This is a genomic window from Agromyces sp. NPDC057679 (assembly GCF_042799635.1).
In the GTDB taxonomy this organism is placed as follows: domain Bacteria; phylum Actinomycetota; class Actinomycetes; order Actinomycetales; family Microbacteriaceae; genus Agromyces.
In genome coordinates this window covers 13,767-37,856 of record NZ_JBHVIK010000006.1, presented here as the reverse complement: position 1 = coordinate 37,856, position 24,090 = coordinate 13,767, and the positions used below count along the sequence as shown (strand labels likewise).

Below are 24,090 nucleotides of genomic sequence, written 5' to 3'. Positions count from 1 at the left end.
TTCGGCGCACGAACCGCTGGGTGCGGCGGCTCATGCGAGAGGTCCGGTGGGTGCGCCGGATGACTCAGCCATCGTACCGGCGCGAGGTGGATTGTTTCAGGCTCGGCGTCAGCCCTGGACGACGGCGGACGCCTCGACCTGGCCCGCCTCGAAGTAGGCGACGAGCTCGTCGTCGAGCTGCGGCACCTCGAGGGTGCCGGCCTCGCCGCGCAGCGACTCGGTCGCCCGGATGCCGACCGCGACGGCCTCGCGCGCGGCGACCGGCGACGTCGAGGTGACCCCTCCGTCGCGCACGAAGCGCAGGAACTCGGCCACGAGCAGCGCGTCGGCGCCGTCGTGCCCGACGTCCTCGGGCGACTCGGGCACGATGAACGTCTCGTCGGCGGGGGCCGCGCCGTGGTGGCGGCGGTTCCAGAGCCCGACCTCGGAGCCCGAGACGTCGCCGAAGTTCTCGATGCGGCCCTCGGTGCCGATGACCGTGTAGTTGCGCCAGTAGTCGGGCGTGAAGTGGCACTGCTGGTAGCTCGCGAGCACCCCGTTGCCGAGCCGCATGTTCACCATCGAGATGTCCTCGACGTCGATCACCGGGTTGAGCCCGGTCTGCGCGGTGGGCGGCCAGTTGTCGAGGCTGAACCAGTCGCGCATCCGCTCGCCCGAGCGGTCGCGCCGGTCGTCGATGTCGCCGTAGACGCTGAGCGAGCCCATCGCCTGCACCTCGGTCGTGTACGCGCCCGCGAGCCAGTGGATGACGTCGAGGTCGTGCGCGCCCTTCTGCAGCAGCAGCCCGGTGGTCTTCTCGCGCTCGGCGTGCCAGTCCTTGAAGTAGTAGTCGCCGCCGTTGCCGACGAAGTGACGGCACCAGACCGCCTTGACCTCGCCGATCCGCCCCTCGAGGATGAGGCGGCGCATGAGCAGCACCACCGACATGTGCCGCATGTTGTGGCCGACGTAGAGGCGCGTGCCGGTGCGGCGGGCCGTCTCGAGGATCGCGTCGGCGTCCTCGACCGTCACGGCGAGCGGCTTCTCGCAGAAGACGGGCACGCCCGCCTCGAGCGCCGCGATCGCGACGGGCGCGTGCTGGTGGTCGGGGGTGAGCACCATGACGGCGTCGATTCCGCTCGCGAGCAGCTCGTCGAGCGAGTCGGTGACGGATGCCTCGGGCAGCGCCGCGCGCGCCTCGGCGCGCGAGCGCTCCGAGAGGTCGCAGACCGCCGTCACCCGCGAGCCGCGCCCGGGGCGGTGCGCCTCCGAGACGAGGGTCGAGCGCGCGCCGAAGCCGACGATGCCGATGTTCAGATCCACGGGGTGGTGCTCCTTCAGGTGTTCCTGCATGCGCAGGGTCAATGCGTGCGCGCCGCGCGCGGCGGTGCGTCGAGATCGGTCGAGCCGCCGGGCACGAGCGACCAGGCGAACTCGTGCAGCCGGAACTCGTCGTCGGGCTCGAGTGCCCGCGCGACGATGATCTCGGCCTGGCGGCGGTAGAAGTCGGTCGGGCCGACGGTGGTCAGGGTCGGTGCGACGGCCTGCGCGTCGGGGGTGTTGCCGACGCCGATGACGGCCACGTCGTGCGGCACCCGGAGGCCGAGCATGTGCGCCGCGTTGATCGCCGCGATCGCCGCGAAGTCGGTCGTCGCGTAGATGGCGGTGGGGCGGTCGTCGCGCGAGAGCAGCGCCGCCGCGGCCGTGAACGCGCTCGCCTGCGTGTTCGCGTACGTCGCGGTGCGCTCGGGCACCGCCGGCAGGCCGTGCTCCAGCATGCGCTCGAGGTACGGGGTGTACCGCGAGCCCTCGGCCGCGTGCACGGCGTCCTCGGCCACGAGGCATCCGATCGCGGTGTGCCGTTCGAGCAGATGGTCCATCGCGAGGTAGCAGCCCGGGATCGCGTCGGAGCGGATCACGTCGTAGCCGTTCGGCTCGAGCGTCTCGCTGAAGACCACCAGGCGCTGGCCGCGCTCGGCGAGGGCCTGCACCTTGCGCTCCGCGTCGTCGGTGCCGATCGCGCCGTCGAGGTAGGCGACGTCGCTCTCGACCCGGTCGAGCGCCGCGTACCAGTCGCCGTCGGCGAGGATGAGCGTCGTGAGGCCGTGCCGGTTCGCCTCCTCGTTGACCGCGGCGGCGACGGCGAGCGACCACGGGTCGCTCAGCATGTGGAGCGAGAGCTGCACCGTGTCGCTGCGGCCCGTCCGGATGGTGCGGGCGGCGCGGTTGGGACGGTAGTTGAGCTGCTCGGCCGCCTCGAGCACGCGCTTCGCGGTCGCCTCGGCGACGCCCGAACCGCCGCCGCTGCGCCCCGAGAAGACGTACGACACGGTCGCCGTCGAGACGCCGGCGAGCTCGGCGACCATGCGCAGCGTCGGGCGCCGGCGCGCGGCGGCACTGCTTCCGCCGCCGTGGCCGTTGCCGTTGCCGTGGCCGTGGCCGTTGCCGCCGAGTCCGCCGTTCGTCGTCGACCCGTCAGCATTCGTCCGCACCATCACGTCACCCCTTCGTTCCCGAGAAGGCGATGCCCTGGATGAACTGCTTCTGCAGGATCATGAAGGTGATCAGCATGGGCAGCGTCGCCAGGAGTGCGCCCGCCATCAGCACAGGGTAGTCAGTGCCGTGGAGGCCGACGAGCTGCGACAGGCCCACCGAGAGCGGCATCTTCTCGGGGTCGGTCGTGACGACGAGCGGCCACAGCAGGTCGTTCCACGACCACAGCACCGTGAAGACCGTGAGCGCGACGATGCCGGGCTTCGCGAGCGGCACCATCACCCGCCAGAACGTCTGCCACGGATTGGCGCCGTCGATGCGCGCCGCCTCTTCGAGCTCGGCCGGCATCGACATGAAGAACTGCCGCATGAGGAAGGTGCCGAACGCGCTGAAGATGCCGGGCACGATGAGCGCCTGGAGGGTGTTCAGCCAGCCGAGGTTCTGGATGATCTCGTACTGCGGCAGCAGGTAGAGCTGCGAGGGCACCATGAGCACCGAGAGGAACAGCACGAACACCACGTTGCGCCCGCGGAACGGGATGCGCGCGAACGCGTAGCCCGCCATCGTGCAGAGCACGACCTGGCCGACGGTGCGACCGATCGTGAGCAGCACCGAGTTGAGGAACATCTGGCCGAACGGCATCGAGTCGAAGACCTCGGCGAAGTTCGTCCACACCCACGGGTCGGGGATGACCACGGGCGGCACCTGCACGGAGTCCTGGAACGTCTTGAATGCGGTGAGCGTCTGCCAGACGAACGGGAAGACCATCAGGATCGCGCCGCCGGCGAGCAGGAGGTGGACGAGCCAGTGGCCGCGATTGCGACGGCCACGGGCGGCGGATGCCCCGCGCCCGCGTTCGCTCGCGGCATCCGCGCCGGTCATCGCCCGGGTGTCGAGGGAGAGGTCACTCATAGTGCACCCACTTCTTCTGCAGACGGAACTGCACGACCGTCAGGATGAGGATGATGATGAGCAGCAGGAACGCGATCGCCGCCGCGTAGCCCTTCTCGTTGTCGATGAATCCCGCCTGGTAGAAGAGGTAGACGATCGTGCGGGTGTTCGGCATCGCGGGGTTCGACTGGCCGAGCATCATGTAGATGAGGTCGAACACCTGCAGTGCGCCGATGACGCTGATCACGCTGACGAAGAAGATGCTCGGGCTGAGGAGCGGGATGGTGATCGAGAAGAACTTGCGCACGGGGCCGGCACCGTCGAGGTCCGCGGCCTCCATGACCGTGTCGGGGATGCCCTGGAGCCCGGCGAGGAAGATGACGATGTTCGTGCCGAGGCCCGCCCAGATGCCGACCACGGCGATGGCGACGAGGGCCGTGCTCGGGTCGGTCAGCCAGCTCTTGCCGTCGATGCCGAAGAAGCCCAGCGCCTCGTTGAGCACCCCGTAGTCGCCGTTGTAGATCATGCGCCAGACGAGTGCGATCGCGGCGGGCATCGTCACGACGGGGATGAAGTAGAGCGTGCGGTAGACGCCGCGGCCGCGCAGGCCGGTCGTGTTGAGCAGCGCGGCGATCGCGACCGCGAGCGGGATGCCGACGAGGGCGATCACCGTGTACAGCGCCGTGTTGCGGAGGGCTCCGAGCAGTTCGGGGTCCTGGAAGAGGCGCACGTAGTTGTCGATCCCGACGAACTCGGAGCCGCCGAACGGGCCCGACTCGGTGAACGACATGAAGAAGGTGCGCACCGTCGGCCAGAGGTAGAAGGCGAGGAGACCCGCCGCCGTGGGGCCGATGAACAGCAGCGCCCACCACGGCGACTGGCCGGGCCCTCGCCCGCGCCGGCGCCCCCGACCGGGGGCGGCGCCCGGCCGCCCCCGATCGAGTTCGGAGATCGGCGCGCTCGCGCGCTGCGCGATCAGTTCGGTCATGGTGCTACTCCGACTCCGCGTCGAGCGCTGCCTGCATCTCGGTGGCGAGCTGCTGGAGGCCGTCCTTCGGCGAGATCGAGCCGGCCCAGATCTGCGAGAGGACCTCGCTCTCGATCGAGGTCCACGCGGCGGTGTTCTTCGAGACGGGGTAGGCCACCGCCGTGTCGAGCGCGTCGATGTACACCTGGAGGTCGTACTGGGGCAGCGCGTCGACCCAGGCCTGCTGCTTGCCGTCGAACGCCGGGATGACGGTGCCCGAGTCGGCCATGATGTCGGACGCGGCCTCGCCGCTCGCGAAGGCGGCGAACTCCTTGGCGAGCTCGACGTGGTCGCCCTTCGCGTTCACGACGTTCGCAAGGCCGTGGATGACGCTCTGGTTGCCGTCGGGGCCCTCGGCGAGCGGGGCGACGTTCACCTTGTCGGCGATGTCGGGGTTGTCGGCATAGGCACCGGCGGCCCACGACCCGTTCTGGAACATGGCGACCTTGCCCGAGAAGAAGAGGTCCTCGGGGTTCGTGTCGGTCATCTGCTGCGCGGTGGGCGAGGAGCCCGCGGCGATGAGGTCGGTCCACAGCTCGATGCCCGCGAGCGCCTCGGGGCTGCCGTAGCCCGACTCGGTGCCGTCGGCGCTGATGACCTCGCCACCGGCCTGCGCGATCGAGTTGTAGTAGTTCTCCTGGCCGAACTGCGAGGCGGCGATGCCGTACTGGCCCTTCGCGGGGTCGGTGAGCTTCGCGGCGGTCGCCGCGAGGTCGTCCCAGGTCCATCCGGCCTCGGGGTAGGCGACGCCGGCGGCGTCGAAGAGCTCCTTGTTGTACCAGAGCCCGACCGTGTCGAAGTCCTTCGGGGCGCCGTAGAGCTCGCCGTCGTAGGTGTAGAGGTCGACGAGTCCCTGGGGGTAGTCGGCCGGGTCGATGCCCTGGTCGTCGAGCGGGGCGAGCACGCCGTTCGAGGCGTAGAGCTGGAAGTTCGGGCCGTTCATCCAGAAGACGTCGGGTGCCGAGCCGCCCGAGACCGAGGTCTGGAGCTTCGTGAAGTACTCCTTGTACGGCGTGGTGACGAGCTTGACGGTGACCTCGGGGTGCTCCTCCGTGAAGGCGGCGGCGATCTCCTTCATCGCGGCCTCCTGCTTCTGGTCCCAGACGCCGTACTCGAGCGTGACGGCCTCGCCGTCGCCCTCGGCCGAACCCGAGTCACTGCAGGCGCTGAGTGCGAGTGCGGCCGTGGCGGCCAGCGCCACCGCGGCGGCCCCGCGACGGGTGATTGCACTTCGAAGCATCCGATCCTCCTTTGGATCTGTCTCTTGGTGGGGGTCGGCGGTGCTGCGCCCGCCGAATGTTAATCGTTTAGCTAAACGATTAACACGTGACTGTAGCGGCACTGCGCGCCGCGTGCAAGCGTCAGCCGCGACGAGCGGACGAACGGTCCATCTCCGCTCGCCAGGCCGCACGCGCCGCGAGGAGCTCGGCCACGACCTCGGGCCGGTCGTCGTGCACGTCGTGCTGCTCGGCCGGATCGGCCGCCAGGTCGGCCAGCCGGAAGCCGTCGCCCGGTTCGGTGTGCTCGACGCGGCGGATCTCCTCGGCGTGCGGCGAGCTCGGCTCGACCCAGCTCAGCTTCCACCGGTCGCGGCGCACCGACCACTGCCAGCCGCAGTCCCAGTGGAGTTCGTCGCGCACGGCGCCGTGGTCGCCGCGGAGGAACGCGAGGAGGTCGCGACCGTCGAGCCCATCGAGGTCGCCGTCCGCCGCGGCGAGCGCGGTCGCCGCGATGTCCATCGAGCTCACGAGGCCGTCGCGCACGACGCCACCCGGCAGCGCTGCAGGCCAGCGCACGAGGAACGGCACGCGGACACCGCCCTCGTAGAGGGTGTACTTCGAGCCGCGGAGCGGGGCGTTCACCCCGTAGTTGCAGTGGGAGCCGCCGTTGTCGGTCGTGTACACGACGATCGTGTCGTCGCCTTCGCCCCGCTCGTCGAGCAGGTCGAGCAGCCGGCCGATCCGGCGGTCCATCAGCTCGAGCTGCGCCAGGTAGTACGCGCGCCCGTTCGGCAGGTTCGGGCTGATCGCCCCGTCGTACCAGTCGAGGTACTCGGACGCCCCGGGGTACCAGTCCTCGAACCTCGGCAGGCCGCGCGCCTCGAGTTCCTCGTCGGGCAGCTGCCAGCAGAAGTTGTGCACGGCGTTGAAGGCGACCATGGCGAAGAACGGCCGATCGTCGTCCTGCGCGATGAACGCGGCGGCGCGATCGGCGATCTCGTCGGTGAGGAAGCGCTCGACCTCGACCGGCTCCCCGCCCGCCGACATCGGCTGCACCGCCATCGCCTTCGCCGCGTCGCCGTAGTCGGCGACCGCGGCATCCGAGTGGTGCAGGTAGTTGAGGCGCCCCATCGACTGGCCGGCGAGCCCGTAGAAGCTGTCGTCGAAGCCGTGCTGGGGCGGTGCGCCGCGGTCGCCCTCGCGCTCGGCGCCGTAGTGCACCTTGCCGTAGTACCCGGTGCGGTACCCGACGTCGCGCAGTCGCTCGGCGAGCGAGGGATGCTCCGGGCCCGCCATCGAGGAGTCGTCGAACCAGTGCGCGCCCCAGCGCTGCTGGTAGGCGCCGGCGATGAGGCCCGCTCGCGAGGGCGAGCAGACGGGTGCGGTCACGTACGCCTCGTCGCAGGCGACGCCCTCGGCCGCCAGGCGGTCGAGGGACGGGGTGCGGACGTCGGGGTCGAGGCCGAGATGCGATCGGTCGGCATAGCCGTGGTCGTCGGAGACGATCAGGAGGATGTTGGGCGGGCGGCGGTTCGGACCCGCACCCTCGCGTTCGACTTCGCGTCTGCCGTCCGACCTCGTCATCGCTGCCCCTTCGCCGCTGTTAATCGATTAGCAATCGACGATAGTGCGCCTGCGCCGGGCGGGCAAGCGAGCACACCGGGTGCGGTGGCCGGGCATCTCGGCTACAGTTATCGAATCGATTCGATCCACGCCGATCCCGGGCTCGCGGAACGGTACCGGATCGATGACCGACGACCACCCACTCCACCTCGAGGACCGACATGGCCGAACCGACCGCCCACCACGAGTCGCGCGACCGCGCCGCGAGCGCGGCCCGCTCGCCCCGCGCACCCCGCGAGCTCGTCGCCTGGCGAAACGCCATCTTCGCGATCTTCTTCCTCTCGGGGCTCGGCATGGCGAGCTGGGTCGCGCGCATCCCCGCGATCCGCGACGACACCGGACTCAGCACGCAGGGGGTCGGACTCGTCATCCTCGCGTCGTCGGCCGGCGCGGTGCTCGGCCTCATCGCCGCACCCTGGCTGCTCGCCCGGCTCGGGGCGCGCCTCGGCATGATCGGTGCGCTCGTGACCGTCTCGGCAGGGCTCGTCTTCACGGGCATCGGCGGCTCCGCGCTCCTCCCCTCGGTGCCGCTCGTCGTCATCGGCCTCGCCCTCTTCGGCTTCGGCAACGGCGCCGTCGACGTGATGATGAACGTCGAGGGCGCCGAGGCCGAGCGCGAGATCGGCCGCACGGTCATGCCGCTCATGCACGCCTTCTTCTCCTTCGGCACGGTCGCCGGAGCGGGCGTCGCGGCGGCGGCCTCGGCGACCGCCGTGCCGGTGTCGATCCATCTCCTGGCCATCGCGCTCGGCATCGCCGTCGCCATCTTCGTGGCCGTGCGCTACGTGCCCCTGCGCGCCGAGGTCGGCGACGACACCCACGCCGACACCCCTCGCCCGCCGTTCGCCGAGCGCCTCAAGGCGAACCTCGCCGTCTGGGGCGATGTGCGCCTCCTCCTCATCGGGGTCATCATGCTCGGCATGTCGTTCGCCGAGGGCTCGGCCAACGACTGGCTCGCCCTCGCCGTCGTCGACGGGCACGGCTTCGACGCCACGATCGGCGCGATCATGTTCGGCGTGTTCACGGTCTCGATCACGGCCGCCCGGGTCGTCGGCGGGCCGATCCTCGACCGGTACGGACGCGTGCCCGTGCTGCGCACCCTCGCAGTCGTCGGCATCATCGGGCTCTCGCTCTTCATCTTCGGCACCGAGACCTGGATGCTCGTGGTCGGCACCGTGCTCTGGGGCGTCGGCTCGTCGCTCGGGTTCCCGGTGGGCATGTCGGCCGCCGCCGATCACCCGACCGACTCGGCGGCGCGCGTGAGCGCGGTCGCGATCATCGGCTACTGCGCCTTCCTCACGGGCCCGCCGCTGCTCGGGTTCATCGGCCAGCAGCTCGGCATCCTGAATGCGCTGCTCGTCATCCTCGTGCTGCTCGTGCTCTCGTTCCTCGCGGCGCCGGCCGCGCGCGAACGCAGCCGCACCACCGTCGCAGGCGGCGACGAGGCATCCGACCGCACGTAGACTCGTCGGGTGCGTCTCGTCATCGCCCGCTGCTCCGTCGACTACGCGGGGCGGCTCCAAGCCCACCTCCCGCTCGCGACCCGCCTGCTCATGGTGAAGGGCGACGGCAGCCTCCTCGTGCACTCCGACGGCGGCAGCTACAAGCCCCTCAACTGGATGAGCCCGCCCTGCACGCTCGCGACGAGCGAGCCCGACGACGAGCAGCGCGAGGCCGGCATCGTCGAGCTCTGGACGGTCACGCACAAGAAGACGGCCGACCGTCTGATCGTCTCGATCCACGGGGTGCTGCACGACTCCGCACACGAGCTCGGCATCGACCCCGGCCTCCAGAAGGACGGCGTCGAGGCCCACCTGCAGAAGCTGCTCGCCGAGCAGATCGAGCTGCTCGGCGACGGGCACCGGCTGGTGCGCCGCGAGTACATGACGGCGATCGGCCCGGTCGACATCCTCGCGACGGATGCCTCGGGCGCGAGCGTCGCCGTCGAGCTGAAGCGGCGCGGCGACATCGACGGCGTCGAGCAGCTGACCCGCTACCTCGAGCTCATGAACCGCGACCCCCTGCTCGCCCCCGTCACCGGCGTGTTCGCCGCGCAGGAGATCAAGCCGCAGGCGCGCACCCTCGCCGAAGACCGCGGCATCCGCTGCCTCGTGCTCGACTACGACGCGATGCGCGGCGTCGACGACGGCGACTCGCGCCTGTTCTGAGCGATTCCCCATGCAGCCTCTGGCGACCGTGACGGTGAAGCGACCGTGGCACTGGGGCATCGTGATCGTCTCGGACCCGGACCTCGGCGGCCAGATCCCCGAGGTCGATCCGGAATCGCGGGTCTCGGCGAACGAGAGCGGGCTCATCGTCTTGGTTCGCCACGCGCAGGACGTCGAGGACTTCAATGGCGATCTCGAGTGGGCCGAGGCAGAGGTGACCGTGATCCATCGGTCGGAGGCCCCGCCGACTCTCGACGGGCGGACCCAGGTCTTCGAAGGCCGGCTTGAGACGCCGTCGGGCCGACTTCAGATCGGTGACGCGGACGACGAAGTCGTCATGAACGGGCTCACCACCGCATCATTCGTTCGCGTTGGCTCACCGTCTCATGACATGGACTCGCCGAGCCGGGTCTGGATCGACGTCTGGGCCGCCTGAACGTGCGCTGCGGGTTCACTGGGGCCTGCTGTAATTCGAGCATCGCTCGTATTCTCGCGTCCTAGGATGTCACGGTGACTTCCCCGACCCTCTCCCCCACCCGTACGTGGTCGGCCGTGCTCTTCGATCTCGACGGCACCATCATCGACTCGGCCGCCGACATCACGGGCTCGCTCGCGCACATGTTCACCGAGATGGGCCTGCCCGTGCCCTCGGACGACACACTGCGCGCCTACGTCGGCCCGCCGCTGCTCGACAGCCTGCGCATGACCGCGGGCTTCTCCGACGCCGAGGCGTGGGAGGCCCTGAACGTCTACCGCGACCACTACGGCGAGCACGTGCTGCGCTCCCCCGTGTTCCCCGGCGTCGCCGGCGTGCTCGAGCGGCTGCACGCCGCGGGCATCCCGATCGCCCTCGCGACCTCGAAGCCCGAGCGCATGGCGCGCCAGGTGCTCGACCACGCCGGGCTCAGCGAGTACTTCACCGTCATCACCGGCGCGAGCGACGACGAGTCGCGCAGCACCAAGGCCGACGTCGTCGCCGAGGCGCTCCGCCGCCTGAAGTCGGAGGGCGTCGACACCACGAACTCCGTCATGGTCGGCGACCGCGGCTACGACACCCTCGGCGCGCTCGCCAACGGCGTGCCGACCATCCTCGTCGAGTGGGGCTACGGCTCGCCCGCCGAGGCCGGCGACGCGATGGCCGTCGTGCACTCGGCCGACCAGCTGCGTTCGCTGCTGCTCGGCTGAGCGCCCTGCGGCGGCCCGGTGGACGGGCCGCCGGCCGATTCAGGCGGCGCTGGGAACGAACAGCCGGCGGACGACCCGGCCGTCGGCGAGCGCGTCGAGGCTCTCGTTGACCTCGGCGAGCGGCACCGTGTCGGTGTGCAGCAGCTCCATCGGCAGGCGCCCGGCGCGCCACAGCTCGACGTAGCGGGCGATGTCTCGCGCGGGCGAGGCGTCGCCCATGTACGAGCCGAGCAGCCGCTTGCCCGCGCCGGCGAACTGGAGCGCGGGCACCGACAGCTCCTGCTCGGGGTGCGGCAGTCCGACCGAGACGAGCGCTCCGCCCCGCGCGAGCAGCTCGAGGCACGCGGCCATGACGCGCGCGCTGCCGACCGCCTCGATCGCGACGTCGACCCCGCCGTCGGTGAGCCCGGCGACGAGCTCCGCCGCGCCGTCGGGGGTCGCGACGGCGTTCGCCCCCGCCCGGAGCGCGAGCTCGTGCTTGTCGGTGTTCGGGTCGACGGCGATGACCGTCACGTCGTCGATCTGGGCCGCTGCCATGACCGCGGCGAGGCCGACCGCGCCGAGGCCGAAGACGATGACCGACTGCCCGGGCCGCACCTCGGCGGTGTTGAAGACGGCGCCCATGCCGGTGAGGGCGGCGCAGCCGAACATCGCGGCGATGTCGAACGGCACGTCGCGGTCGATGACGACGAGCGATTCCGCCGCGACGACGGCGCGCTCGGCGAAGGCGGACACCCCGAGATGGTGGTGCACCGGGTCGCCCGCCCCGTCGGTGAGCACGGACGGTCCGTGCAGCAGCTCGCCCGAGCCGTTCACCTCGGCCGCGCGCGAGCACAGCGCGGGCCGGGCGGAGCGGCATTCACGGCACGCCCCGCAGCTCGGCACGAAGACGAGCACGACGTGGTCGCCGACCGCGATGCCGTCGACCCCCTCGCCGACCGCCTCGACCACGCCGGCGGCCTCGTGGCCGAGCGCCATCGGCAGCGGGCGGGGCCGCGAGCCGTTCACGACCGAGAGGTCGGAGTGGCAGAGGCTCGCCCGCTCGATCCGCACGCCGACCTCGCCGGCCCGCGGGGCGGCGAGCCCGAGCGACTCGATCTCGAGCGGACGGCTCACGGCATAGGGCCGGGTCGCGCCCTGCTCCCTGAGGACCGCGCTACGCATCCGCGGCCTCGCGGTAGCGCTCGATCACGCGATCGGCGAGCAGCGGGATGATCCGGCCGACGCCGATGCGCTGGAAGTGCTCGGACTCGCGGTGCGCGGCGAAGCCGGCCTCGTCGTCGTACCGCTCGAGGATGACGATCTCGTCGGGGTTCGCCACCCCGCGGTAGAAGTCGTAGGCGCGGTTCGCCGGTTCGGTGCGGCTGGCGGCGGCGAGCTCCCCGAGCAGCTCGAGCACGGCCTCGGTCTCGCCGGGCAGCGGGAAGTAGCGGGCGATGACCTGGAACTGGGGTGCGGACACGTGGGTCTCCTGTCGAAGTGGCGCAGCGGGCCGGTCGGAGCGGCGGAGCCCCGCGGCCGAGGATCGGCCACGGGGCATCCGGTCAGCGCCTGGTGATCGACCAGAGCTCGACGTCGCTCGTCGAGACGGCCTTCGCCCCGCCCTTGAGGGCGGCGATCACGTCGTCGCGGCTCTGCACGAAGCCGGCTGCGACGTAGGGCGTGAGCTCGGCGAGCTCCTGCTGCTTGATGTAGGGGATGACCGGCCATGGCATGAGCTGCACGAGGTGCGGCCGGTTCTGCCGCACCGCGTTCGTGCTGCGCGGCAGCGTGGACCGGTCGGTGATGAAGACCTTCTGCATGGTCACCATGCCGAGCTGGTTGGCCTTCTGGATGAGCATCGTGCGGGTGGTGATGAGGCCCTGCGTGCCGATCTTGCGCAGGTACTCGACACCGCCGCGGTCCTGTGCGAGCCCGTCGCTGTTGTCGATGTTGACGAAGACGAACTTGCCCGCAGACGAGAGCGTCGACACGATGCCCTCGAGGTCGGGGAGCGCCACGTTCGCGGCGATCGCGACCTGGCACGGGCCGGCGAGGAACGCCTCGACCGACTCCGTGCCGTAGAGGGAGGCGACGACGGGGTTCCGGTAGAGCCGCTCGTCGAGCGAGCGCGGAAACTCCAGCACGTTCACCGCATTCCTGCCCTCGTCTGCGGACTCGTTCATCGCAGCATCAGGCGTCGAGCCCGAGCTTACCCGGGTTCAGCAGGTTCTTCGGGTCGAGCGCCGCCTTCACCGCGCGCAGCACCTCGAAGCCCGCGCCGAGCGACTCGGCCATGTACGGCGCGCGCAGCAGGCCCACGCCGTGGTGGTGGCTGAGGGTCGCGCCGTGCTTCAGGATCACGGCGTTCGCGGCATCCCACGCGGCCCGGTACCAGTCGGCTCGCTGGTCGACCTCGACGTCGCCGCGGAGCGAGAAGTAGAGGCAGGCGCCGTCGACGTAGGCGTGCGACTGGTGGGCCGAGCCGGCGAGGGTGCCGGGCACGGCGTCGATCGCGGCCACGACCTCGTCGTAGATCGCGGGCAGGTCGCGCCAGCGGCCGATCATCTCGAGCGTGTCGGCGACGAAGCCGGGGCTGCGCGTGAAGCCCTCGGCGCTCTTGCCCGTGAGGTAGCGGGTGTCGAGCCAGCGCTCGAAGATCGCCTCGTCGTCGAGCTTCACGCCCGTCTCGGCGCAGATCCGCTCGCTGATGGCGAGGCCCGCGTCGACGAGCTCCTGCGTGCCCTCGTCGGCGACGAGCAGCACGTTCTGCTCGGGCAGGTCGAACTGGACGCCGCTCTCGAGGTCGTCGTACAGGCGGAGCGCGGCGGGGTTCGCACCCTGCTGCATGATCTGGCGGCAGGCCTCGAGCCCGGCGGCGAAGGTCGGGAAGCCGTACGCGATCGCGCGGCCGTACGACGGCAGGCGGTGCAGCTTGAAGCGGATCGTCGTGATGACGCCGAGGGTGCCCTCCGAGCCGATCACGAGCTGCAGCAGGTCGGGTCCGACGGCGGCGCGGGCGCTCTCGCCCACGGTGATGAGCGAGCCGTCGGCCAGCACGACATCCATGCCGTAGACCATGTCCTCGATCTTCCCGTAGCGGGTCGACAGCTGGCCGGCGCCGCGGCAGGCGACCCAGCCGCCGACCGTCGAGATGCCGTACGACGACGGCCAGTGGCCCATCGTCATGCCGTACTCCGACTGGATGAGCTCCTCGAAGACGTCGCCGAACATGCCGGCCTCGACCTCGACGATCTGGCTCTCCTCGTCGAAGCTCACGAAGCGGTTGAGCTCGCACACGTCGAGCACGATGCCGCCGCGCACGGGCAGGGCGGCGCCCGTCACGTTGCTGCGACCGGCCGAGACGGTCACGGGCAGGTCGTTCGCGTCGGCGATGCGCATGACGGCCTGCACCTGCTCGGTCGTCGAGACCTTGACGATCACGGCGTCCGGCGTCGCGGGCCGGCCCCCGGTCTCGCCGATCATGGTGCCGGCCCACCAGTCGCGGGTGCCCTCGACGACGGATGCCGCGTCGGTGATCACCTCGTCGGCCGCCGCCTCGAGGTCGGCGACCACGGCCGCCGGCACGGCGACGACGCCATCCTGGAAGGACGCCTCCTCGCCGATGGTCTCGATGCTCGCGGCGTAGTGCGGCTGGGTGGGTGCGCCCACCACGTAGTTGCCGCGGTTGTAACCGCGCTTGACGGCTTCCTTGCTGATCATTCGGACTCTCCCATCAGGATGGCGCGTTCGTGCGCCGTGGCGGTCTGGTAGGCGGTCACCTGCGCGGTGACCGCGGCGTCGCTGAGGCCGAGCTCGGCCTGCAGCAGCTGCCCCACGCGCGGCGCGGCGGCCGCGGAGGCGTCGCGGGCCATGAGGCGGGCGCGGGTGCGGCGGCTCAGCACGTCGTCGACGCTGCGGGCCATCTCGTGGCGGGCCGAGTAGACGACCTCGGCCTCGAGGTAGGGCAGGCCCTCGACGATCGGCTTCGCGAGCGACGGGTCGCTGCCGAGGATGTCGGTGATGAACGGCGCCTCGTTGCCGTAGCGCTCCCCGAGGTGGGCGGCGAGGCCGCCCGAAGCGGTGACGGCCTCGGGGTCGTAGCCCGCGGCGCCGAGCAGGTAGGCGTCCTTCGTGACGCAGCGGCGGCGTTCGCCGAGCACCTTCTGCGCGGCGTCGATCGTCTGCTGGGCCATGTGGCGCGAGGTCGTGAGCTTGCCGCCGACGACGGTCACGAGGCCGTCGCGGTCGGTGCGGATCTCGTGCTTGCGCTTGACGTCGATGGTCTTGCCGCCGGGCGGCGCGACGAGCGGGCGGCAGCCGCCGATGCTGCCGACGACGTCGGAGGCCTCGAGGTCGGTGTTCAGCGCGGTGCGTGCCCCCGAGATGAGGAACTCCATCTCCTCGCGGGTGCAGTTCACGTCGTCGAGGTCGCCCGTGTAGTCCTCGTCGGTGGTGCCGAGGTAAGCGGTGTCGCCCCAGCGGGTGATCGTCGCGCGGCGGTTGCGGCCGGGGATCGGGATCGTGACGGTGCAGTCATTGCGGATCTTGTGCCACGGCACGGCGATGTGCACGCCCTTGGCCGGGCGGATGTTCGGGGCGTCCGCGTCGGCGCCCGCGCCGTTCCAGTCGCGCAGCCATGCGCCCGTCGCGATCACGACGACGCCGGCGAGCGCGGCGATCTCGCGCCCGTCGACCTCGGCGACGACGCCGTTGACCTTTCCGCGGCTGCGCGTGATCCCGGTGACCTTCGCGCCGTTCAGGATCGTGGCCCCGTGGTGCGCCGCGGTACGGGCGAGCGTGAGGGTGAGGCGGGCGTCATCGGCGCGGGCGTCGTAGTACATGAAGCCGCCGTCGAGGTTCTCGGCCTTGAAGGTCGAGCAGTGCGCGAGCACCTCGTTCTTCGAGAGCTTCTGGTGCAGCACGCCCTCGCGCCATCCTCCCGCGAGGTCGTACGTCCAGAGCAGGCTCTCGAAGCCGGCCGCGAGGCGGCGGTCGAAGACGCCGTCGTGCGAGAGCACGGGGAACAGGAACGGCAGCCGCTGCACGAGGTGCCTGGCGTTCTTCCGCAGGCGCTGGCGCTCGAGCAGCGAGTGGCGCACGAGCGGCAGGTTGCCCTGCTCGATGTAGCGGAGTCCGCCGTGGATCATCTTCGACGACTTCGAGGAGGTGCCCGACGCGAAGTCGTCCTTCTCGAGCAGCGCGACCCGGTAGCCGCGGAGCGCCGCGTCCATCGCGGCGTACGCGCCGGTCACGCCGCCGCCGACGATGATCATGTCGAAGCGACCGCCCTCGACGTCCGCCACCTGCTCGGCTCGGCTGAGCTGCAGGGGCTCGACCCTGGTCATGCGCTCGCGCGCGGTGTCGGTCTTGCGGGCTGGCAGTCCTACCATCGTGTGGTTCTCTCTTACTTCCGTGTTGCACGGCTCTGCGTGAGCCGGAGTTCGTTGTCGATGCGTTCGTTCCACGCCGCTCGGCGTTCGGCGCGCTCGTCGCCGCTGATCAGGGGTTCGAAGACGTCGCCGTCGCCCATCGACGCCGCGGCCTCCTCGAGCGAGTTCCAGAGCAGGCCGTCGGAGCCTGCGAGGAACGCGGCGCCTCGCAGGCTCGCCCCCTCCGAGGCGGGCAGGCGCCGCATCGGCACGCCGACGAGGTCGGCCTGCATCTGGATCAGGGGGTCGCTCGCCGACATCCCGCCACCGACGACGATCTCGGTGATCGCCGTGCCGGCGACCTGCTCGTCGGCCTCGGCGCTCGAGGCGACCGAGTGGGCGATGCCCTCGAGCACCGCGTAGGCGATCTCGGGCAGCGTCGTCGACATCGAGAATCCCGTGAGCGAGGCCTTCGCCCTGGGCTCCATGACGGGCATCCGCAGGCCCGTGAGGGCGGGCACGAACATGACGCCCTTCGCCGACGAGACGGTCGCGGCGAGCTCGCTGATGCGCTTGGACGACTCGAACCAGCCGAGCGTGTCGCACACCCAGTCGAGCGCCGACCCGGTCGTCGCGGTGAAGGTCTCGATGGCGAAGACGGATGTCCCGTGCCGCCGCCAGGCCGTGAGGGTGAGCGCCCCGTCGTAGAGCCCGGGGCTCGCCGGCGCCTCGCCGCCGATGACGAGGTCGACGAAGCTGCCGGTGCCGTGCACGCACATCGCCTGCCCCTTGCGGAGGCAGCCGAGACCCACGGTGCCGGCGTGCTGGTCGCCCGCCGCCGAGAGGATCGGCACCTCGATGCCGAGCACCGAGGCATCCGTGACGCCGAAGTCGTCGGCGTCCTGGCGCAGCTCGGGCAGGAGCTCGCCCGGGAAGCCGAGCGCCTCGATCCACTCGCGCTCGTACTCGTGGCGGGCCAGCACGTAGGCGCCCGCCGAGGTCGCGTTCGTCGAGGTGGCGGCGTAGGTGCGATCGCGGGAGAGGCTCCAGAGGAGCCACGTCTCGATCGTGCCGAAGCCGAGGCGTCCCGCCCGGTGGGCGGCGGCGACCTCGGGGGTCTCCCGCAGGTGGTGCGCCGCCCAGAGGTAGGGCGAGCGCACCCCCGTCGGGCGCCCGACGGTGCGGATCAGGCGTTCGTTCCACTCGGGCCCGAGTGCCGCGAGCTCGTCGGCGTACCGGCTGTCCTGCCAGACCATGGCGGGCACGAGGGCCCGCCCGGTGGACGTGTCCCAGAGCACGGTCGTCGCGCGCTGGGTGGCGATGGCGAGCCCGACGAGGGTGACCCCGTCGCCTGCCGCGCGCGCGATGACCGCACGGCAGGCGTCGATGGTCTTGTCGAGGATCGCGTTCGCATCCTGTTCGACCACGCCCGCGACGGGAGTGCTGACACGGAGCGGACGGTACTCGAGCGCGTGCACGAGGCCGTCGGCCGTGACCCACGCCGCACGCGTGCCGGTCGTTCCTTCATCGATCGCGAGGATCGCGGGAGTCGTCATGTCGGATGCCGTTTCGCGTTACTTGGCGGCCAGGACGGATGCCTCGGCGGCAGCCGCCTGCGCCGCGGCGTCGCTCTTGAACTGCGGCGCGTCCTGCTCCTCGTCGGGGCTGATCGCGGTGCGCGTCGGGTCCCACTTGATGACCGAGCAGATGATGAACGCGACGAGCGGCACGAGCGAGAGGATGAGGAACGTCGGGCCGAGGCCGATGCCCTCCTTCAGCAGCGGGAACACGAGCAGGCCGAGCGCTGCACCGGCGCTGCCGATCGCGCCGATGATGCCGTTGGCGCCCGCACGGAGCTCGCTGCGGAACGAGAGCGTCGAGAGGCTCTTGCCGTTGGCGCCCGGGCCGCCCGAGTGGAACAGGATGAACAGCGAGGGCACCACGAAGGCGAGCCAGAGCGGCATCGACTCGTAGAAGAAGCCGAGCACGACGAGCATCACGAAGACCGCGCCGAAGCCGATCGCCGACGCCCGGCGCAGGCCGAAGCGCTTGCCGATGACGGGCGACATGAAGCCGCCGACGATGCCGAACACGTTGAACACGAGGGCGCCGAGCGTCGCGACGACGAAGTCCTCGCCGAACAGGGCGATGCTGATGATCGGCAGGTACCAGCCGACGGCGAAGTACTGGATCGACTGCGCCATCTGGACGGTCGCCGCGAGCACGGTGCGCGGGAGGTAGATGCCGCGGAAGATGAGGGCGACGTTCGCGAAGCCCTTCGTGGCCTGGTTCGTGACGGGGATCCGGTCCTCGACGGGCGCGGCGCTGAAGGGCTCGCCGTAGATCTTCGTCATCGACGACGCGGCGCGGCCGAGCTTCTCCTTCCGGGCGAGCCAGGTGGGGCTCTCGACCATGAAGGTCGCCTGCAGCACGAAGAGCACGAGGGCCACGAGACCGGCGGTGCCGACCGAGTAGCGCCAGATCGAGTCGCCGACGTTCAGGTTGTAGAAGAGGATCGCGAGCACGAGGTTCGAGCAGACCGCGACGTACCAGATGCCCTGCCAGGTGTTCAGACGGGCCTTGAACCGGGCGGGCGTGAACTCCGCGAGCAGCGCCATCGCGATCGCGAAGTCGATGCCGTAGGCGGCGCCGACGAAGAAGCGGCCGGCGAGCACCATCTCGAAGCTCGGGGCGAACGCGGCGAGCATCGCTCCGGCGAGCGCGAGCACCTTGGCGATGAGCAGCGGGGGGATGCGGCCCCACTTGTCGGCGAGCCATCCGCCGATCGGGTTGAACGCGATCGCGACCCATGAGGCCATCGACGTGAGGATCGCGACCTGCGTGGCGCTGAGTTCCATATCCCGGGTCATCGGGCCGAGACCGGCGGAGAGCGCCGAGTTCGAGAACGCGTCGAGGAACAGCCCGCTGAGCGCGAGCCACCAGATCACGCCCGCTCGGCCGCCGATGCGCGACCGTGCGTCGATAAAGGAGATGACGTCGCTGACGCCTCTCAGAACATGTTGTGCCACGTGTCCGACCTCTCTGTCGGGAAACCCTGTCAGAGACGCGCACAAACCAAAAAAGGGCAGACGAAAACCTCCAACAGGAGGTCTCCATTCTTACCCTATTGCCGCCGACGTTAGCCGATGTTCGGGCGCCGGTCAAACCCGCTGCGGCCGGAGCTCGTGCTCCCGCACCCGCTCGGATACGTCGGACCCATCGGTCGGGGCGGACGGGTGCAACCCCGTGTCGGCAGGTGTCGTAATCCCGCCACGTGGCGGGATCACGACAGCCCGAAACGGCTCTCGACCGACGATCCGCACCGTTCCGCGCAACGACGGTGCGAGGTTCTCCACAGTTTCGGCACAGCTCTTCCATAGACCCGGCACTCCACGGCAGGATGCCGATTACGTCCGTCCACCGACGGGCGCCGTGCGTGTCTCGACGGTCACCTCCGCCGAGTCACTCGAAGGGAGAAGCATGTCTGGATTCACCAGCCGCGCGCGCAAGCGCGCGGTCGCGGTCGTTCCGGTGCTCGCACTCGCCGCCACCGGAATGGTGTCGTTCGGAGTGAGCACCGCAGCCGCGGCTGAATCACCGGTGTCGCCGCCGGTGATCAGCGACTCGGAGTACTACATGAACTATGTCGCCCCCCGTGCGGAGGCGGTCGTGGGCGCCGATGACGAAGCCGCCTTCGACATCCACGGCAACAAGGTCGTCGACCAGAGCGCCCGGACCGCGCTCGAGACCGCCATGGAGATCGACGCCAAGTTCGCCGCCGGCAACCCGCAGGCCGCGAGCGGCCTGGCCAAGCTCGAGAACAAGTCCAATGAGACCGGCAAGAGCCCCAAGCAGCTCAAGCAGGAGCAGCTCAAGGCCGACAAGAAGGCGAAGAAGCCGAAGAAGTCCCCCAACTACAAGCAGGCCGACGTCACCCAGGAGGCCAAGCTCCTCACGATCCTCGTCGAGTTCAACGACGCGGCGAACGACGACTTCACCGGCAGCTACGTGCCGACCGAGTTCGGTGCGACCACGTGCAAGCCCGGCAACGTCCAGAACGGGCCCCTCCACAACGGCATCCCGAACCCGGCCGACTACGAGCTCGAGGACAACAACTCGATGTGGGTGCCCGACTTCTCGTCGGAGCACTTCAACAAGATGCTCTTCACCGACGAAGGCATCACCGAGCGCGTCCGCACCGACCTCACCGGCCCCGACGGCAAGCCCGGCTTCGACATCTCGGGCTACACGATGAAGTCGATGTACGAGGAGATGTCGCGCGGCGCCTACACCGTCACCGGTGAGGCGACCCCGTGGATCACGGTTCCCCACTCCGAGGCGTACTACGGCGCGACGGTGTGCCACCAGAACGAAGAGGGCGTCTACGAGGCCGGTCCCATGCAGGACCAGCAGGGCCACCCCTCGAACCCCAAGGGCCCCGGCCAGCTGCCGATCGACGCGGTCGCAGCCCTCGCCGCGGCGCAGCCCGACTTCCCCTGGGCCGACTACGACATCGAGGACCAGGGCGACCGCGACGGCGATGGCAACGTCAACGAGCCCGACGGCGTGATCGACCACGTCGTGCTCGTGCACGCCGGTGAGGACAAGTCCGGCGGCGGCGGCGCACAGGGCACCTACGCCCTGTGGGCGCACTCCTCGGCCGTCCTCGGCGGCGCGACGATCCCCGGCACCGACCTCCAGCTGTCGAACTACATCGTGCAGCCCGAGGACTCGGGCGTCGGCGTGTTCGCGCACGAGTACGGACACGACCTCGGTCTGCCCGACCTCTACGACACCTCGAACGCCGGCAGCAGCGACATCGACTTCTGGGACCTCATGAGCTCCGGCTCGCACGCGGGCCCCATCTTCCAGTCGATGCCGACGCACATGGGCCTCTGGGACAAGTGGGTGCTCGGCTGGGCCGACCCGCAGGTCGTGAACCCCGGTGACGACGAGACGACCGTCAAGGTCGGCCAGAACTCGCGCCCCCTCAAGGGCAGCGAGGACGGCGTGAAGATCAACCTCCCCGACAAGCACATCACCCTCGCCGAACCGCACGGCGGCGAGAACATGTGGTTCACCGGCTCCGACCAGGACTGGGGCGACATCCGCATCGAGCGCACGCTCGACGTGGGCGCCGACGCGAAGTTCTGGATGTGGAACAACTTCGTGATCGAGTCCGACTGGGACTTCGGCTTCGTCGAGATCTCGACCGACGGCGGCACCACCTGGACCGACCAGAAGGTGTACAACGAGAACGGCACGGAGGCGACCACCCCCGACGGCTACCCCGACCCGAACGGCAACCTGCACGGCTTCGGCGACCGCAAGTACGGCCTCACCGGTGACTCGCACGGCTGGCAGCACCAGTACGTCGACCTCTCGGCCTATGCGGGTCAGTCGATCGGCGTGCGCCTGCGCATGGCGACCGACGCCGCCTTCCAGGAGCGCGGCTGGTTCGCCGACGACTTCTCGCTGACGAGCGGCGCCACCACCACGTGGAGCGACGACGTCGAGTCGGGCGAGAACGGCTGGACCCCGAAGGTCGGCAGCTTCGCCGACACCACGGGCCCGGGCTGGCGCATCGACACCGGATCCTCGGTGAAGGCCCAGTACTACCTGGTCGAGTGGCGCAACTTCGACGGCTTCGACGAGGGCCTGAAGTACGGCTACAACTCCGTCTACAGCGACGGCGCCTGGAGGGTCGAGAAGCTCGCGTACAACGCGCCGGGCGCTCTGGTCTGGTACCGCGACACCACGTACGGCAACTCGAACCAGATCCTCTCGAACGAGGCGGCGCTGCCGAGCTACGGTGCGAAGGGCGGGCTCCTGCTCGTCGACAGCCACTTCAACCCGCTGCAGCGCACCGGTGCCGCGGCCGACGCCGACCCGTCGACGCTGAACATCATGCCGTCGCGTGCCCAGTCGTCGAACGCGTCGTTCGGTCTCACGAAGACGTACCCGTTCTCGGAGTGCTTCATCGGCGCCAACGGCAGCGAGTACTGCACCGACGTCCCGGCCCAGGCCCCGGTGAGCACCTTCACCGACGACCGCGGCTGGGTGCCCGGCTTCGCCCTGCGCGAGTCCGACGGTGCGCTCTTCTACCGCGACCGCGACGCCTCGACCGTCGTGCCCTCGGTCGGCAACGGCCAGTACAGCACCCCGCTGTACGACCTCGCCGGCAACCGCCTGCCCGCCTACGACGGTGAGGACATCGGCCTCGGCCCGTTCGGCTCGGGCAACCCCGCCGACGCCGGCGTGGGCTACGGCACCGTCATCCAGGTGAAGAAGGCCTTCAAGGGCAACACCGCAGCGCTCATCAGCATCACGCCCCCCACGGCAGGCTGAGCAGCGACGCAACCACGCAGTACCGACGAGGCGTCGGCCCCTCCGGGGGTCGGCGCCTCGCCGCGTCGGGCGTCATCGGCTCAACGCGGTCCGGCCGCCGGACGGCGAGACGCACCGTGCGCGCGACGCCGACGGTCGTTGCGGCGCACGATCGCGATCTGCACGGCGAGCGTGACCGCTCCGCCCGTGACGATCGCGACGAGGTTCACCCCGAGCTGCACGAGCGAGGTTCCGGCCGTCGCCCACTCACCGGAGGCGAACGCCACGGCCGCGGCCCCCGCCGCGGGCACCGTGGTCACCGAGATGAGCACGCCGATGAGCGCCCCCGACTTGGCCGAGGTCAGCGAGAGGACCCCGGCGATGCCGGCGAGGAAGCCGACCACGTAGCTGAGCACGTTCGGCTGCCAGATGAAGCCGGTGTACGGGTGTTCTGAATCGAGCGCATCGGGCGGGAACCACCCGACCGCGATCATCAGCAACGAGAACGCGACGGTCACCAGGATGGCCGAGAGATACCCGACCGTGATCGCGACCGCCGAGCGGCCGACGACGAGCCACCGACGACGGACGATGCCGACGGCCATCGCCGCGAGCGGACCGAAGTCGGGACCCACGACCATGGCGCCGACGATGAGGATGGGCTGGTCGGTGACGACTCCGACCGCCGCGATCATCGTGGCGACCGACATGAAGACGAGGAAGGTCGCGGAGAGGCGCACCTCGTCACCCGCTCGCGCTTCGACCTCCTGCCAGACCACGGCATCGTCGTCTCCGCCGAACGCGCCCACGGTCGAGCGCGTCGCGGTGCGCGAGAGCGCCAGATCGACCGATTCGACCGTGATCGACCCTTGGCGGTCCAGACCGACGGCGTGCAGCTCGGCGAGCAGGTCGCTCGCGGTGCCCCGTGCGACGTCGCACAGGAGCAGGTCGCCGTTCGGGCTGGTCGCCGCACCCGGGAAGCGGATGATGTTCGAGATGTCGTCGCCGTGTTCGGTCAGCACCGCGTCGACCCTCGCGGTCAGTTCGATCGGAACGATCATCCGGAAGTGCAGCACTCACCCAGTGTGACCGAGGCACCCGGCCGCAGCGCCGCGAGGCGCGCCGCGTCAGACGACGGAGACCGCGGTGAAGCCGTCGATCAGGCGCCCGAGCAGCGCCGCGAACTCCTCGTCTCCGCCGTCATCGAGCGAGAGGCCCGCAGTCTGCTCGACGAGCGGATGCCGCGAGTCCGACCAGAGCGGTTGCACCTCCGACACCTCGACCGGCTCGGTGCGGCGGGCCGCCTCGAGCGCCGACTGACCGACGACGAAGGCGCGCACGGCGTGGCCGGCACGAGCCGCGTCGTCGACCGAGAGGCCGGCCTCGACGAAGCTCTCGATGAGTCGTTCGGCGAGCGAGAGCGCGTTCGGGCCGTCGAGCGGCCCGCTCGTGACGAGCACGAGCGAACCCGAGTGCTCGGCGAGCTTCGCCCGCAACGCGAGCGCGATCGCGACGACCCGATCGCGCCAGTCGGGCGCCGAGGCATCCGCGACGCCGGTGAGCAGGTGCTCGACCATCGCCTGCAGCAGCGCGTTCTTCGACGCGAAGTAGGTGTACATGGCCGTCGGCGTCAGGCCGAGCGCGCCGGCGACGCCGCGAACCGAGACCGCGGCGACGCCCTTCTCCTCGAGGATCTCGAAGGCGGCGTCGACGATGTCTGACTGGCTGACGCTGCGCCGGGGGCCGGGCTTCATGTGCGGTGCTGCTCCTCGTGGTCGACGATCAACGCTACTCGACGCCGGAGGCCGTCGGCGGCACTCCCCCGT

General features: G+C 70.4%; 20 protein-coding genes. 5 read left to right on the top strand and 15 right to left on the bottom strand.

Going from position 1 to position 24,090, the window contains the following annotated elements; genetic code table 11:
* Positions 1-108 precede the first annotated feature (108 nt).
* The 6 genes from ACFVAJ_RS21505 to ACFVAJ_RS21480 form a co-directional block, all read right to left on the bottom strand.
* Entirely contained in the window at positions 109-1,332 is a 1,224-nt protein-coding gene (locus ACFVAJ_RS21505; RefSeq protein WP_376947888.1) for a Gfo/Idh/MocA family protein, read from the bottom strand.
* Between the two features lie 8 nt (positions 1,333-1,340).
* Positions 1,341-2,474, bottom strand: coding sequence for a LacI family DNA-binding transcriptional regulator (locus tag ACFVAJ_RS21500; protein ID WP_376947886.1), 1,134 nt, complete (start codon positions 2,472-2,474; stop codon positions 1,341-1,343).
* A 4-nt stretch (positions 2,475-2,478) separates the two neighbouring features.
* A complete protein-coding gene (locus ACFVAJ_RS21495) occupies positions 2,479-3,384 on the bottom strand; it encodes a carbohydrate ABC transporter permease (protein WP_376947884.1) in 906 nt (301 codons plus the stop codon).
* Positions 3,377-4,351 (bottom strand): carbohydrate ABC transporter permease, encoded by a 975-nt coding sequence (locus ACFVAJ_RS21490; protein ID WP_376947882.1) that lies wholly within the window; start codon positions 4,349-4,351, stop codon positions 3,377-3,379. The genes ACFVAJ_RS21495 and ACFVAJ_RS21490 overlap by 8 nt, the downstream gene beginning before the upstream one ends.
* 4 nt (positions 4,352-4,355) lie before the next feature.
* On the bottom strand, positions 4,356-5,630 hold the full coding sequence (locus tag ACFVAJ_RS21485) for an ABC transporter substrate-binding protein (RefSeq protein ID WP_376947880.1): 1,275 nt from the start codon (positions 5,628-5,630) through the stop codon (positions 4,356-4,358).
* A gap of 121 nt (positions 5,631-5,751) precedes the next feature.
* Positions 5,752-7,194: a sulfatase gene (locus ACFVAJ_RS21480; protein ID WP_376947878.1), complete on the bottom strand. Its 1,443-nt coding sequence runs from the start codon at positions 7,192-7,194 to the stop codon at positions 5,752-5,754.
* A gap of 200 nt (positions 7,195-7,394) precedes the next feature.
* Here ACFVAJ_RS21480 and ACFVAJ_RS21475 point away from each other — a divergent pair, with 200 nt between their 5' ends.
* From ACFVAJ_RS21475 to ACFVAJ_RS21460, 4 genes are all read left to right on the top strand, one after another.
* Positions 7,395-8,696 (top strand): MFS transporter, encoded by a 1,302-nt coding sequence (locus ACFVAJ_RS21475; protein WP_376947877.1) that lies wholly within the window; start codon positions 7,395-7,397, stop codon positions 8,694-8,696.
* A gap of 9 nt (positions 8,697-8,705) precedes the next feature.
* Positions 8,706-9,401 carry an endonuclease NucS gene (nucS, locus tag ACFVAJ_RS21470; RefSeq protein ID WP_376947875.1) on the top strand — a complete coding sequence of 232 codons (696 nt, stop codon included), beginning with the start codon at positions 8,706-8,708 and terminating at the stop codon, positions 9,399-9,401.
* Positions 9,402-9,429: 28 nt separating this feature from the next.
* Complete coding sequence (locus ACFVAJ_RS21465) at positions 9,430-9,837, top strand: hypothetical protein (protein WP_376947873.1); 408 nt, start codon at positions 9,430-9,432, stop codon at positions 9,835-9,837.
* Positions 9,838-9,911: 74 nt separating this feature from the next.
* Complete coding sequence (locus tag ACFVAJ_RS21460; protein ID WP_376947871.1) at positions 9,912-10,586, top strand: HAD hydrolase-like protein; 675 nt, start codon at positions 9,912-9,914, stop codon at positions 10,584-10,586.
* 39 nt (positions 10,587-10,625) lie between these two features.
* Here ACFVAJ_RS21460 and ACFVAJ_RS21455 read toward each other — a convergent pair whose 3' ends face one another.
* From ACFVAJ_RS21455 to ACFVAJ_RS21425, 7 genes are all read right to left on the bottom strand, one after another.
* Entirely contained in the window at positions 10,626-11,750 is a 1,125-nt protein-coding gene (locus ACFVAJ_RS21455) for an alcohol dehydrogenase catalytic domain-containing protein (protein WP_376947869.1), read from the bottom strand.
* Positions 11,743-12,048: a putative quinol monooxygenase gene (locus tag ACFVAJ_RS21450; RefSeq protein WP_376947867.1), complete on the bottom strand. Its 306-nt coding sequence runs from the start codon at positions 12,046-12,048 to the stop codon at positions 11,743-11,745. Before ACFVAJ_RS21450 ends, ACFVAJ_RS21455 begins: the two co-directional genes overlap by 8 nt.
* Before the next feature lie 82 nt (positions 12,049-12,130).
* Positions 12,131-12,751 carry a glycerol-3-phosphate responsive antiterminator gene (locus tag ACFVAJ_RS21445; RefSeq protein ID WP_376947865.1) on the bottom strand — a complete coding sequence of 207 codons (621 nt, stop codon included), beginning with the start codon at positions 12,749-12,751 and terminating at the stop codon, positions 12,131-12,133.
* A gap of 7 nt (positions 12,752-12,758) precedes the next feature.
* On the bottom strand, positions 12,759-14,288 hold the full coding sequence (locus tag ACFVAJ_RS21440; RefSeq protein WP_376947863.1) for an FAD-binding oxidoreductase: 1,530 nt from the start codon (positions 14,286-14,288) through the stop codon (positions 12,759-12,761).
* Positions 14,285-15,958, bottom strand: coding sequence for an FAD-dependent oxidoreductase (locus tag ACFVAJ_RS21435; RefSeq protein WP_376947861.1), 1,674 nt, complete (start codon positions 15,956-15,958; stop codon positions 14,285-14,287). The genes ACFVAJ_RS21440 and ACFVAJ_RS21435 overlap by 4 nt, the downstream gene beginning before the upstream one ends.
* A gap of 14 nt (positions 15,959-15,972) precedes the next feature.
* Positions 15,973-17,493 (bottom strand): FGGY family carbohydrate kinase, encoded by a 1,521-nt coding sequence (locus ACFVAJ_RS21430; RefSeq protein WP_376947859.1) that lies wholly within the window; start codon positions 17,491-17,493, stop codon positions 15,973-15,975.
* An 18-nt stretch (positions 17,494-17,511) separates the two neighbouring features.
* Positions 17,512-18,885: an MFS transporter gene (locus ACFVAJ_RS21425; RefSeq protein ID WP_376947857.1), complete on the bottom strand. Its 1,374-nt coding sequence runs from the start codon at positions 18,883-18,885 to the stop codon at positions 17,512-17,514.
* Positions 18,886-19,417: 532 nt separating this feature from the next.
* On the opposite strand from ACFVAJ_RS21425, the gene ACFVAJ_RS21420 reads away from it, so the two are divergent.
* Positions 19,418-22,285 (top strand): immune inhibitor A domain-containing protein, encoded by a 2,868-nt coding sequence (locus ACFVAJ_RS21420; protein WP_376947855.1) that lies wholly within the window; start codon positions 19,418-19,420, stop codon positions 22,283-22,285.
* A gap of 80 nt (positions 22,286-22,365) precedes the next feature.
* Here ACFVAJ_RS21420 and ACFVAJ_RS21415 read toward each other — a convergent pair whose 3' ends face one another.
* Positions 22,366-23,340 (bottom strand): DUF389 domain-containing protein, encoded by a 975-nt coding sequence (locus ACFVAJ_RS21415; protein ID WP_376947853.1) that lies wholly within the window; start codon positions 23,338-23,340, stop codon positions 22,366-22,368.
* A 51-nt stretch (positions 23,341-23,391) separates the two neighbouring features.
* Positions 23,392-24,018 (bottom strand): TetR/AcrR family transcriptional regulator, encoded by a 627-nt coding sequence (locus ACFVAJ_RS21410; RefSeq protein ID WP_376947851.1) that lies wholly within the window; start codon positions 24,016-24,018, stop codon positions 23,392-23,394.
* Positions 24,019-24,090: the final 72 nt, after the last annotated feature.

Excerpts from the sequence above, each read along its gene's own strand:
- ACFVAJ_RS21505 (WP_376947888.1), bottom strand. The coding sequence starts at position 1,332 with ATGCAGGAACACCTGAAGGAGCACCACCCCGTGGATCTGAACATCGGC.
- ACFVAJ_RS21500 (WP_376947886.1), bottom strand. The coding sequence starts at position 2,474 with ATGGTGCGGACGAATGCTGACGGGTCGACGACGAACGGCGGACTCGGC.
- ACFVAJ_RS21495 (WP_376947884.1), bottom strand. The coding sequence starts at position 3,384 with ATGAGTGACCTCTCCCTCGACACCCGGGCGATGACCGGCGCGGATGCC.
- ACFVAJ_RS21490 (WP_376947882.1), bottom strand. The coding sequence starts at position 4,351 with ATGACCGAACTGATCGCGCAGCGCGCGAGCGCGCCGATCTCCGAACTC.
- ACFVAJ_RS21485 (WP_376947880.1), bottom strand. The coding sequence starts at position 5,630 with ATGCTTCGAAGTGCAATCACCCGTCGCGGGGCCGCCGCGGTGGCGCTG.
- ACFVAJ_RS21480 (WP_376947878.1), bottom strand. The coding sequence starts at position 7,194 with ATGACGAGGTCGGACGGCAGACGCGAAGTCGAACGCGAGGGTGCGGGT.
- ACFVAJ_RS21475 (WP_376947877.1), top strand. The coding sequence starts at position 7,395 with ATGGCCGAACCGACCGCCCACCACGAGTCGCGCGACCGCGCCGCGAGC.
- ACFVAJ_RS21455 (WP_376947869.1), bottom strand. The coding sequence starts at position 11,750 with ATGCGTAGCGCGGTCCTCAGGGAGCAGGGCGCGACCCGGCCCTATGCC.
- ACFVAJ_RS21445 (WP_376947865.1), bottom strand. The coding sequence starts at position 12,751 with ATGAACGAGTCCGCAGACGAGGGCAGGAATGCGGTGAACGTGCTGGAG.
- ACFVAJ_RS21440 (WP_376947863.1), bottom strand. The coding sequence starts at position 14,288 with ATGATCAGCAAGGAAGCCGTCAAGCGCGGTTACAACCGCGGCAACTAC.
- ACFVAJ_RS21435 (WP_376947861.1), bottom strand. The coding sequence starts at position 15,958 with ATGGTAGGACTGCCAGCCCGCAAGACCGACACCGCGCGCGAGCGCATG.
- ACFVAJ_RS21430 (WP_376947859.1), bottom strand. The coding sequence starts at position 17,493 with ATGACGACTCCCGCGATCCTCGCGATCGATGAAGGAACGACCGGCACG.
- ACFVAJ_RS21420 (WP_376947855.1), top strand. The coding sequence starts at position 19,418 with ATGTCTGGATTCACCAGCCGCGCGCGCAAGCGCGCGGTCGCGGTCGTT.
- ACFVAJ_RS21410 (WP_376947851.1), bottom strand. The coding sequence starts at position 24,018 with ATGAAGCCCGGCCCCCGGCGCAGCGTCAGCCAGTCAGACATCGTCGAC.